Below are 13,463 nucleotides of genomic sequence, written 5' to 3' on the forward strand. Positions count from 1 at the left end.
CAGATTAAAATTAATACAGGTGTTGGGGCCAATCAGGCCCCGATATATCATTTATTTCAGAAAAACTTATTCCAAGAAGCTACTATCCTGGGCAGCAACCACTTGATATAAAGGCTGAAAATTACCCCAGGTCACAAGGTCTGAAGCATTTACCTGTTTTGTTTTAATTGCAATATCATGGTTAATCGTGGTTAATTTATCTGATGCAGCTTGCGCTACTAATTGACTATGGCAGCAGCTATCGAGCATCACGAAATTAGCGGCAGCAGCGTCAACGCTCTTACCTACCGTCAATAACCCGTGGTTTTGCAAAATAACTGCGAGGTTATCACCCAAAGCTTCGGCGATCATATCACCTTCATCCAGCTCAGCCACAACACCTGTAAAGGTATCAAAAACACTGTGATTTTCATAAAACATACAAGCATCTTGCGATATAGGCTCAAGCAGTGTTCCTAAGGCAGAAAAGGCACGACCATATGTAGTGTGCGCATGGGCAACAGCATTTACATCAGGCCTGGCTTTATGTATGCGGGAGTGAATGGCAAATGCAGCATTATTAACGGGATATTTGCCATCTAAGATAGTGCCACTGTGGTCTAAGCGCACAAGATCTGATGCTTTTATTTGTGAAAAATGCATGGCCAGAGGATTTACCCAGAAAGTATCCGTATCGATACAGTCCCGCAGGGTGATATGGCCCGCCAGGCCGGCGTCAAAACCATGTAGCGCAAACACTCTAAACGCTGCCGCAAGACGCTGTTTTTCGTACTCGCGCTGTTCTAATTTATCCGTAAAAGTAGGCTCCAGAGGGATCGTAAGCTTCTCATTAGTCGCAGTTACTTGCTTGACTTGCTCATTGATACTGTCATCGGTGGGTTTCATTATTATGCCTATTATTGTTGGATTTGACATTAATTTAACCATCGCTAGAATTAATACAAATGATACAAATTCATAACAAACTATTAATATGCTGCATACAAAAGTTGACCTCAATCTGTTTTCAGTACTAGTGGCGATCTATGAAGAGGGAACAACGACCGCCGCCGCCGCTCGACTGCACTTAACTCAACCGGCTGTAAGTCATGCTCTGTCTCGCTTAAGAGATAAATTCAACGACGAGTTATTCACTCGTCACGGCAGGAAGATGGTGCCTTCAGCATATTGTCAAACGATTATTCCCAATGTTATCACAGCGCTAGAGCTACTGGATCTTACGGTCGACAATCAAATCGAGTTCGACATTTCACAATATAAAAGAGAAATAAAAATAGGCTTTAGGGATATATTAGAGTCGTTATTTTTCCCCTATTTGATTACAGACCTCGCGACTAATACGCCCAATATCACCATCGACAGTCGGCAAGTGAGGCTCAGTGAAATAGAAAATGCACTGGAGCAACAGTCGCTAGATATCGCCGTGGATGTATTAGTCCCCATGAATAAGAACATTCACAGCACACTCATGTGCAACGAACACTTTTCCCTTGTATGTAGGAAAAATCATCCAATATTGCAACAGCTAACCTTAAAGTCCTATAGCGAAGCGTCACACGCCATCGTATCTTTAAAAAATTCGGATGTAGATATTATTGATATGGCATTAGCCAAGTGCGGTGTTACACGAAATGTTACCCTTCGCTGCGAAAGTTATTTCGCAGCAGTAAATGTGATCAGTCAATGTGATTTGCTACTGACGATTCCAAGCGCCTATGCAAACAAGCTAAAAGATATTATTCCTATTGCTGTTTCTAGTTTACCTTTCGCGGTTCCAGACTTACCTGTCCATATCTATTGGCATAAACAAGTGGAACAAGATCCGATAAATAGCTGGATGAGGGATAAGTTATTACACATAGCATCACAGCTGTTTAAAGTATAGAAAAAATGCAATTAAAAAATAATATCCAATAGTATTAAGTGAGCAGAACTACTATCTCAATCAGAGGCTTTTTACGTAAAAAACCTCCAAATAAACATGATCAAGCATTACTTTTTAGCAGTTAACACTTTATGCAGGAACTGAATCAGTAGACGAGTGACAAACAGACTCTTTTTTATACAACATTAGACAGCACTCAATAATAACATCGTAGGCTTTTGGCTCAGATAACAATGTTAAATGGCTCGATGAATCCACGTGGGTCAGCTTAAAGTTAGGGAGTACCTTTTGCCAATCACTCCAATAGTCAACACCTTTTAACGACAATTCATCGCTCTTAGCAACATAATAGCCTGAAGCCTCTCCCCAAAAAGACTCACTCTTATTGCGAAAATAATAGCAATCAACAACCTCAGGTTTAGGTAGAGGAATAACTTCATAGGGATTGATATCATAAGATGCAAAAATATCAATAGCTTGACTAAGATTGCGATATAGCTGCTCCTTAGCGATATTCAAACCACGTTTATCAACTAGATCAACCAATGTTTGCAAATAGTTTTCATCATTGAAATCAATATCCAATTCATCGCGATGAAATGTTAGTCTTTCGGTATTATCCAAGCTTTCACCTACCATAGAAGCAAGTACTGTGTTTACAGACACTAGCACTAAACTTTTTTTAGAGTAATCATCTCTAATAAGGTGGTTATAATCCGAATGGAAAGTATCAAGCATAACTATACTATTTACTTGTTGTCCACGAGTTTGAAGAAGACGCACTATTTCATAGGCAATTAGCCCACCTACAGAATAGCCCCCCAAATCGTAAGGCCCTTCTGGCTGAACACTTTGAATAATTTCGGTATAGTAGCTCGCCATCGCAGCAATACCTTTTAAAACAGCTTTATCAGTTTTCCAACCAGGTGCTTGGATACCATAGAATGGTCGCTCGCATATTGATGCAATAACACCATAAGGCTCTACACTTCCTATAGCCGGGTGTATCCAGAATATAGGCCTACCCTTAGCTTTATGATTAAATAAGACCAATTCAGAAAACTTATTTACCTGACTATTTGTTTCTGATTGAGCCTGCTCAGTATATTTTACTTCTGATTTAGCAAGTAGAGCTATCAATTCAGATGAGTTTGAACTAACCAAGTATTCACTGATTTCGCGTACTGTTTGATAGTCATAGAGTAGTGTTTTGGGCAGAGTCACCCTAAGATCATTCTCTAATGCAGCAATTAATTGCATTCTCATAATTGAGTCAGTGCCATATACACTGAGCGACTCGTCATCTTCTATACTCTCATAAGGGAGTTTTAGAATTGCCGATAGATGGCGTTTTAAAATATGGGCAATTTTTTGATACTGTTGATTATCGTGAGATAACGAAACAGCACTTTCTAACGCTGCATTCGATACAATATTTCCAGCGCCTTCAATTTGAACCCATTGTAATAATTCGGTTTCATAACCAGATAACACCATTGTACTCGTACAGTCTAAGAACAAACTTTGTTGTAAAGCATCAATACCATCGGCAGTCCCCAGAGGCAACATACCGGTATTTTTCCTCAATATATCCTCTGTTGCTTTATCAACCTTCATGCCCCCTTCTTTCCACAGTGGCCAGTTAATGGATAAACTTTGTCCGAAGCGCTGGTTGTTAGCAACAAGCGTTTGTCTATAGTCAGCATAAGCGTCCATAAATGCATTCGCCATTGCGTAATCAGACTGTCCTAAATTTCCCATCGCCCCCGCTACAGAGGAAAATAAAATAAATACATCCAAGGGGATATTTCGAGTGGATTCATCTAAATAGAATGTGCCAGATACCTTCGAGGCCATTACTTTATCGATAGCGTCTGAGGTTTTATTAATAATAAAGTTATCATCTGTTATACCTGCACTGTGAATAACACCGGTTAACTCACCATATTTTTCCTGTATAGTTTTAACTAATGTATTAACCGCTAGCTCATTACTAACATCTACACACTGGTAATCAGCCACTGCCCCCAAACTGCTTAGCTCATCCAACAATAGCTCTCCTTTCTCTTTAGTCAAACTAGAGCGCCCTGTCAGAATTAACTTGGCTTGTGAAGTCGCTGTTGCAATTGCCTTTGCAAAAATAAAACCCAAACCTCCTAGCCCTCCAGTAATTAAGTAAACACCATTATGTTTCCAGCGACTATTGGCAGATGTATTTTGGGGGAGTGATATTTTTTCAAAGCCTTGAACCAAGCGTTTATCACGCTGGTAACGAATCATCTTATGATCAGGATATAGCTTATTTTCCTCAAGCTTACCAACGAGATCTTGCATGTTTATATCGGACGTTACTTCTATTAACTGGCCGATAAATAATGGATTTTCCAACTGAGCAGTTTTAAGCAAAGCAACTAAGGCAGAAAAAACAGGTGGCATGTGATCGCAAGCCACAACAACTTGAAATAAAGTCTTTTTCTTGAGCCTACTTTGAAGAACTTGCTTAACTTTGTCAAATAACTGTTGGGCTACGGTAATGAACCCTTTGGCTTCGATTATTGTTGATGCATGGGTTACTGTTGTAAATTCATGTTGGATAAAGCTTATGGCAGTATCTGACTTCTGCAAGTCAAGACCACATAAAAATACATGGTGTTCACTATAGTTCACAAGCAGTGTGTTATTAATGTTTTGTGTTGCCTCCATTGCATGCCAAGTAGGTCGTAATAATAAATAATTAGTGTTTCTACTCGTTAGTGTATTTGAACTGGCTTCTGCCACGCTAAATGAAAAACCTTTACATTGTGCACATAAGACTCCTTGGTCGTTACACAAATCAATATCAAGTACAACTCTACCTTGCGATGTAGAATGATCTTGACTGTAGCGCACCCAAGCCCACATAGTTACTTCACAGGCTTGGAAAATAGTCGCTTGATCCAAGCTCAATGGAAAATCAAGTTCAGGCATGTTTGAATGGCTTAGGCCATAGTATGCCTTTAGTGCAAGATCGATTAACAATGGATGCAACGTATATACGCCTGCAGTTGACTGGAGAGAAGAAGGCAATGCTATTTTTGCCAAAACTTCATCACCACAGTACATTAGTTCAATGTCCGTTTTATCTCCGTCTCCTATAGTATGGGCATCGCGTTGCTGCAATAACTGCTGACATTGTGCTGCATTTAACACTCGCTCCTGCAAACGAGAACGTATAGCCAATAAATTTAGCTTCGGCTGCTCATCAATAGTCAATATGGTCGCCATACCCTCATTATCAGCGACCTTTCTCGTTTCTGTATTATATGTGGTTTTATTAATCCGTCGATAAATATAGTAAGCCGTTACTTCTTTATTATCTGGAACCAAGCGAATATATAATTCATTATATTGATCTTCTGGCGGGCATGATTCGCACCGCCAAACAACATCATTTAACTGCAAAGCATAATGTGCACCCTCATTTTGATAAGCATTGTGTACAGCCACATATGCCATTTCCAGATAGGCCATATTAGAAAGATAAGAAAGTTTTTTGTCTGCACAAGATTTAAAGAAAAACTCAGTTCCTTGAAATCTAGAAGTAAAGCTTAAGCCCGAAAAATCAGAAGTGTTTTCGTGCAATAGAGGATGAAGTGTTTTGGCGGAAGTTTCAGGTTTTGAATGCTTATTGTCAACAATCCAATAGCGCTCTTTTGCGAACGGATAGGTGGGTAAGCTAATTCGTTGACTATCTGTGTGATCGTGTAGAGCCGACCAGTCCACATCTAACCCTTGCGCCCATAGCGTCAGCACTTTATCGTACTTACCTTTAATAAGCCAAGTACTAATAGCTGTTTCAATATCCTCATCTTGAACTAACAAATCGAGTATTTCACTATTTTTATTACTCTTTGCAGAACGATAAAACTTGGTATTCTTATCTCTCGCATCGGCGAGATATTCTTCTAACGATGCTATTAAGGACTGATGTGAGTAGGCAATAAAACCTAAACGCTCGCTCATCGTTTCACGACCTAATTGCAAAGTATAAGCAATATCCTTAAGCCTAAGCATATGACTGCACTTCGATAAGTAACGCGCCAAATTAGTCACGATCTTATTCAGCTGAACATAATTTTTAGCAGACAGAACAATAATATTTGCTTGATCTATATTGTTGTCCAGATGATTAGCAAAAGGTTTATTATATTCTTCCACAATCATATGAGCATTTGATCCACCCGCACCAAAAGATGATAAGCCTGCAATCCTAGGATATGGTATACCATCAATAACAGGCGCATCCCAATCTCTCAACGTTTGATTAACGAAAAAAGGTGTGCTAGAAAAATCGATGTTAGAATTTAGAGTACTAGAATGTAAAGAAGGAACAATTTTTTTGTATTTAAGTTGTAATAATACTTTCGTTAAACCTGCAATTCCTGCAGCACTTTCGCAGTGACCGATATTAGACTTAGCCGATCCGAGAGCACAAAATTGTTTTTGTGATTGTTGAGAAAACGCCTTAGTTAGACCTCTAACCTCGATAGGGTCGCCAAGTTTCGTGCCAGTGCCATGAGCCTCTATATAACTCACTGTTCTCGGGTCAGCATGGGCTTCCTGAAGTGCTTGCTCAATCGCTTCTTGTTGCCTATTGGGGTTGGGTACAGTATAACCATTCACTTTTCCACCATGATTTATATGCATCCCTTTTATGACGCCATAAATATTATCGCCATCACGTTTGGCATCACTTAGCCGTTTCAATATCACAGCACCGACACCCTCGCCCGGGATATAACCTTCCCCGCCCTGCCCAAAACTCTCACAGCGACCTTTGCTCGAAATAAATTGTCCTTGGCTCAATAGTAAATATTTATTGGGATGTAAACTGAGATTAACACCACCAGCAATGGCCATGTGCGTGCGGTTATACTTTAAATCTTGACAGGCAAGATACAAGCTAGTTAGTGAGCTTGAACACATAGTATCAATACTCATACTAGGCCCATGCAAATCAAACACGTAGGAGATACGATTAGCAATGCTAGCGGGACTATTCCAAGCCGCCGCAGTAGTAGAAGATTGTGCAGCCAGCAGTTGATACTCACTATACATTACACCAACATAAACACCGACTTCCCCCCCGTTGCCTACTTGTTGCAGTTTTTGACGTGTATAACCTGCATCTTCCACTGCCTTCCATACCTCTTCTAAAAATAATCGCTCCTGTGGATCTAGAATCTCAGCCTCTCGCGGTGAAATATTAAAAAATAGTGGATCAAATTTGTCGACGTTATTAACAAAACCACCCCACTTACTATAGTGACGTCCAACCTCGCTGCGATCTTGGCTGTAGTACTCTTGCCAAGACCAGCGCTGTGCGGGCACCTCTGTAATGCAATCCTTACCTTTACATAAATTACTCCAGTACTCATCAATATTATCCGATTGCGGATATCTCCCTGATACGCCAATAATGGCGATATCTAAAGGATCTACCTGCGACGTAGTGTCAATACTGTGTTTTTTATTGCGTTGAGGTAAGTCACTATGCCATTTTTTAATGGTTCGATTATCATGCTCTGGCACCGATGCAGCGGGTGATACAGCAGCCATTTCCTGATCAGAACTTTTTATCGGCGCAAATATATCTCTTGGTATTATTTTCTGTAACACTGATGTGGAGTATGTAGCGACAAGATATTGGCTAAGTTGATCTAATGTCTGGTATTCGAAAAACAACGTACTGGGTAAGTCATTGAATATTTTTTTCAGCTTATCAATCATTTTCATAGACATCAGCGAATCAATCCCATAATTCTCCAATGGCTGATGTCCTGAAATTTGATCAAAAGGTAGTTCTAATACATCCGCTAACTGATGTTTAATGAAATCAGTGACGGCTTGCAGAAATGCGAGTTTACTATCATCATTTTTTATTGTGGGAGCTTGTGTAAGCTGATTTTCTTTAGTCGAAGAGTTAAAAACTTTTGTATCATTACGCGACCTACCTGCTTCTTCGGTAACTGTTAGCTGGCCTGGTATAGCTCTCAATAATAAACCTCGTAATTGCACACAAACTTCACCACGATGGTTGTATAAGTCGATAGCTATTTTTTTTAAATGAGCATCGGATGAATAGTTTTGCTCATAGTTAACCAGGGCCCACATTTTTTCTGATGTGGGATGGAACAAAGTAATACTTTCTAATGCAAATGGTATGACTGGCGTTAATATTGATAATGAGTCGATAAACAAAGCTGCCTGCAATACAGAATCCATTATGCTAGGATGCAAAAAAAACATTTCCTGATCAGCAACAAGACCTGTAGGTAATGAGAGCTTGACAAGTAAGCCGTGATCTTTGCGATAAATACAATCAATGCCTTGATAAGCTGGACCGTAATCGAATCCGAGTTGACGAAGCTGAGCATAACACTCTTCAGATGATAATTCTCGGTGATAAGAGTCTATTATGTCTTGAATTATAAGTGGTTCCGGATGGCTACTGTTTATAAAAATAGCCTTGCCTTCACTGTGCACTACTTCACTATCAACCTCTTGATTATCAACATCCAGCTTACACCCTTCATCGCTACTATTCTTAGCGTGGCTATAAATCTTATAGCTCAGAATATCAGTGTTATTATTCGTTATAACGATATGAAGGCCTTGACGCTTACTTTCATTCGCGGTTAGAGCTTGTCGCCATACAATGTTATTTAATTGTAATTTTCTACCTTTAAAAGTAACGGATCGTTGAAGTGCAAACCTAGCTATTTCCAAGTAAGCCACGCCCGGTAAAATTTTATATCCCTGCACCACATGATCTTTAAAGAAAAACTCATCTCCGCTGTAGCTTGCACTAAAACATAGCGCGGATAAATTCGAAGCGTTCTCATGCACTAGCGGATGAAGAGTTTTACGAAGGATTTCTTTAGGATTTGCTAACAATTCTTGTGTCAACCAGTGACGGTCTTTGGCAAATGGGTAAGTAGGCAAGTTTACCGGTAAAATAGATTTTTTATCGTAAAAAGCCTTCCAGTCAATATCCGCACCATTAACCCAAAAAGTCAGCAATTTAGAGTATTTTTTTTCTTTAACACACTCTTTAACAAAATCATGTAAGCGTTCCTTGTCTAAAAAAACATCATTTTTTTCAGAATCACTATTGATTTGAGATTCGTAACAAGCAGATTTTTCTTTGTTGCCCGAAACATATTCAGATAGCCTTTTGAGTAACTCTTCATGTGACTCCACTAAAAAAGCCAATCTTTTATCCATCGCCTCTCGCCCCACCTGTAGAGTATAGGCGATGCGGCTAATGTCATATTTAGGGGCATGGGAAAGATGCAATAGTAACCTTTCCGCCATTTTGTGCAATTGTTCTTCTGTTTTAGCAGAAAGCAAGATCATCTTGGCAACACGCTGATCCATAGTGTCGTGTAAGGGATTTTCCTGTGGCAAATACTCTTCTACTACAACATGAGCATTTACTCCACCAAAACCAAAAGAACTTATTCCAGCGCGGCGTGGAATAGCTTGTCCCTGTTCATCTTTCTTTGCAGGCCAATTTTGCATTTTATCTACAATATAGAATGGACTATTTTTCAATTTTATTTTAGGGTTTAAACGATGGAAGTTTTGTGTAGCAGGGATTTTTTTGTGTTTAATGCTCAACAATACTTTAATTAAACCAGCGATTCCCGCCGCTGATTCCAAATGTCCTATCTGACTTTTTACTGAACCAAGACCACAATATGCATCAGGAAGTGGCGATAAAGATTTAGTTTTTTGTACGGCATTGAATGCTCGTTTTAACCCCTGCACTTCGATAGGGTCACCTAAAGGTGTTCCTGTACCATGGGCCTCAACGTAATCTATGGTTGCAGGATGAATGCCGGCCTTTAATATTGCACTGCTGACAACCTGAGACTGAGAAAAAGCGTTGGGGGCAGTTAATGTTCTCGCCTTTCCGCCATGGTTAACGGCCGAGCCTTTAATCACTCCAAGTATATTATCACCATCCTCTATAGCATTTTGCAGCGGCTTCAACAAAACGACACCCGCCCCCTCTCCACGCACGTACCCATCGGCATTTTCGTCGAAGCTATAACACTGCCCGGTAGGAGATAACATACCAGTTTTACTAAACGAAATATAACTTGTTGGCGTAGATAAAACATTAATCCCTCCAACCAAAGCCATCTTACATTCTTCATTGTTTAAAACGTTAACTGCTTGGTGTAGCGCAACTAAAGAGCTGGAACACGCTGTATCGATAGGCACACTCATACCATGAAAGTTAAAATAGTAGGAGATACGATTCGGGATAATAGTTGTGTATGTGCCGGTTGCAGAATGGCCCTCGATATTATGCCTACTGCTGGTTTGAAGTTCTTTGTAATCATAGTTACAAGCACCTAAAAAAACGCCTATATTTTCTCCTGTTAAGTGGCTTGGTGCTATAGCCGCATCTTCGAAACATGCCCAACAAAGCTCTAGCATAATTCTTTGTTGAGGGTCCATATACTTTACTTCTTTAGGAGATAACTTAAAAAAACTTGCATCAAATCCATCCATACCTTCAATAAAACCACCCCATTTACTATTGGTTTTATTATCTTCTGTTTGCGGATCACCTAGATAAGCTCTCCAATCCCAGCGCTCTGAAGGAATTTCACGAATACTATTTCTACCTTGCTCTAGGTTTAGCCAGAATTGCTCCAGATCTTCGGCTTCAGGGAATCGACATGCCATACCTATAATGGCTATATCATTTGAGGGGTTTATTTGTTGTGTTATATCTTTTTCATTTTTATTAACATTATTCAATCGATAATTGATCTTTTTTTTCATAATCTAGCTATCTAATAATTTACCTAAAAAAACTTTGACTTCAACAGCCTTTGTAAAAGACAGTTAATCGGGCTTATTTAAATGGTATTTATTTTACTAAAAGAATTTCATCCAAAGAAAAACAACTGCTGTATAACATCGTCAAAACTGATAGCATCAAATGCTGGTGGCACGTTAACTTCAGCCAAGCTATGACCTAATAAAAAATCTGGTTGATCATCCGAGCTTTGGATTACTCTCTGTTGATAACTTAAGAATTTGACAACATACGATACAGACCGAAAAAAATTTGCACTACTCAAATATCCATATCTATCAAAAAAGCAAATACCCTTAATAGAAGAACTAAGAATATCGCTTGCTATATCTGTCTGCTCCGGAAAAGAATTAAACAATATCCATCTCATTCCCTTAAGTAGTGAGTCCCTCCCAGGAAATAGATATATCGTCATTTTTTCTTCTAAAATTAATTACTAAGTAGTAAGGATTTAGTAGGTTACAAAATATGCGTGGCTTAGCGTTGTAAATACCAAGATCATCAGTTATGAGAAGTCTCTATCCTATCCGATGAATAGTGATGATAAAAATTAAAGATATGCCAAGATCAAAACAACTAATAGTTGTCTATTTTTATCTTGATTTTGTATTTGAATTGGGTAGGGAAAACAACGCCTAAACCTAAATAATAATTCAAAATATGCTCCAGCAGGCATAATTTAATTAGAGCAACTATTAATCAGGTAAGATTCTGTATATGCTGTAAAACCCATCTTTTGTCACAGCGATTTTTTCAAAACCTTCACCAGGCGTAACACGATGCCAATACTTTCTCGCAGAATGATCCCAAACAATATATTCAGGGCATAGTGCAAGGTCTATATCAGAACGTTTTTTACAAAAACGTAAACTATGAATATTCAAATGAATATTCTCGCGCGACCGGTAAGCAATACTATGGCTAGCAAGTGTTCCCGGATACCCCATAAAAAGGGAACGACCCGATAACGTAGCTGCACTGTTGTGGTCGGTAGAGCTTGCAATGATAGCTTTTTCAGGCACTGTTTCTTGAATCAACTTGGCCAGTGCGACTTTACTCTTATCATATATTTCATAATTTTCTTTTGCTTGCCATAAACGCCAGACTTCATAACTACCAGGCCCAATTAATAGAAGGGTAAACATAGTATTCAACGCAATAGTTTTGAGGTTCCACCCACTATCGTTAATATAAATACTCCACACCATAGCGAAAATACTGAATATCACTAAAAACACTTTAATTTGATCCCACTCCCATACCGCCAATTTAATAACGTTAGCGACAACAAACAAAAGCGTTAACAAGATGAAAATAAGATGTTTTTTGGTTAACCACCACAACGCTAAAAATACAATAAACCACTGACCAGCATTAGACATCCACATGCTAAAACTAGTATTGACAGACTCCCATCCGGGCTTTTGCAGTGGTACAGACCACCCCAGCATAACGCTAGTCATACCGGATTTACCCAATAAAAATGGGAAAAAAGCGACAGCAACTAAAGCCGGTAAAAATAGCGATAGAAATGAAATACTGGTCGGATGCTTAATAAGAGATAAGTACCCTTTAGGAAAAGAAGCAAAGCTTCTTGAAAAAATCAGCGGCAACACAGAATAAAATAAATAGGCGCCTAAAAATACCGAAGTGAAAACAAAATAATGGGTATGCACCAAAGGCATCAAGCCTAGGATAATACCAGCAAACGCCATGTGCATAGCGCCATGCTTGGAAAAGCGATGTAGATTAAACACCAAAGCACATGAAGCAAGGCAACAGCTTAAGCCCATTAGCGCACTGCGCTGGGTTACCCAGATAGTGCTCAACCATGTGGTCCAAGGATAACCTTCACCAATTAAACGCCAGGAATATGTTTGTGGTTGCTCTATTATCGCAAAGTAGCTGCCACCACCAAGCAGGAGCACCCAAGGCAAAAAAAACGCTTTTCTGTAACTTAGGAAATAATAGACACAAGACCAAAGCAGTACCCACTGAACGACAAACACTCCTTTCAATGCGCTCAATGACTCACCGGGCCACCACAACATCGCAGTCCATAGATTTACGAAGAATGGGTAAGATAAAGTCTGCCCAGCATATAGATGATAGTCTGGCGGAAAATCTCCTTGTAAAGTGAAGTGATGAATCATCCCAAGATGAAAAGCCAAGTCACCATAATTGTTTACCCAGTATGTTCGTATACTGTCTTGAGCTGAGAATAATGAAACAGCAAGCGCCAATTGGACAAGCAGCCAAGCTATAAAAGGTAGGGTGAATATTTTTCTTATTGAGTTATTAAAAATAGAAATTGCGTCACGGACATTGTGCAAAAAAAACAATTGCAAAACAAAAGGAAGATATACCGCTATAGGCCATGGCAAACCTAAGCTTTTTAGCAGAAAAACAAAAGTAATATGAAACAGTAAACCCAGCAGCCAGATAAATGGTACGTAGTTAACAGCTTTTATATCGGGCTTATTAAAACTGGAGTTGCTAATACTGGCAGTATCACTGATGGATGATAATATGCTCTGGCCTCGAACGACCAAAACATAACCAAAGGTATATTGTAAATATGTTAACAACAAGGCATAGATAGCTATGATATATTCCATTGCGGTAAACTTATCTTAAGCTCAATAAATGCGTTGCACCTTATATTAAATACACCTCAAGGTAAAATAAAAACAAAATCTT

The 13,463-nt window shown here is 39.2% G+C and carries 5 protein-coding genes; 1 reads left to right on the plus strand and 4 read right to left on the minus strand.

Features of this window, described 5'->3' with window-relative positions; genetic code table 11:
- Positions 1-66: 66 nt before the first annotated feature.
- Positions 67-885, minus strand: coding sequence for a class II aldolase/adducin family protein (locus BVC89_RS19450; protein WP_086932794.1), 819 nt, complete (start codon positions 883-885; stop codon positions 67-69).
- An 88-nt stretch (positions 886-973) separates the two neighbouring features.
- Between BVC89_RS19450 and BVC89_RS19455 the strand changes: the two genes are divergently transcribed.
- Positions 974-1,885, plus strand: coding sequence for a LysR family transcriptional regulator (locus BVC89_RS19455; protein ID WP_086932795.1), 912 nt, complete (start codon positions 974-976; stop codon positions 1,883-1,885).
- A gap of 129 nt (positions 1,886-2,014) precedes the next feature.
- Here the strand turns inward: BVC89_RS19455 and BVC89_RS19460 are convergent, their stop codons facing one another.
- The 3 genes from BVC89_RS19460 to BVC89_RS19470 all read right to left on the minus strand — a co-directional run bounded on the left by BVC89_RS19460 (position 2,015) and on the right by BVC89_RS19470 (position 13,381).
- Positions 2,015-10,726, minus strand: a complete 8,712-nt coding sequence (locus tag BVC89_RS19460) for an SDR family NAD(P)-dependent oxidoreductase (RefSeq protein WP_086932796.1) — start codon at positions 10,724-10,726, stop codon at positions 2,015-2,017.
- 107 nt (positions 10,727-10,833) lie between these two features.
- Complete coding sequence (locus BVC89_RS19465) at positions 10,834-11,178, minus strand: ACP S-malonyltransferase (RefSeq protein WP_086932797.1); 345 nt, start codon at positions 11,176-11,178, stop codon at positions 10,834-10,836.
- A gap of 280 nt (positions 11,179-11,458) precedes the next feature.
- Entirely contained in the window at positions 11,459-13,381 is a 1,923-nt protein-coding gene (locus BVC89_RS19470) for a hypothetical protein (protein ID WP_086932798.1), read from the minus strand.
- Positions 13,382-13,463 lie beyond the last annotated feature (82 nt).

The sequence above is a fragment of the Agarilytica rhodophyticola genome (genome assembly GCF_002157225.2).
In the GTDB taxonomy this organism is placed as follows: Bacteria; Pseudomonadota; Gammaproteobacteria; order Pseudomonadales; family Cellvibrionaceae; genus Agarilytica; species Agarilytica rhodophyticola.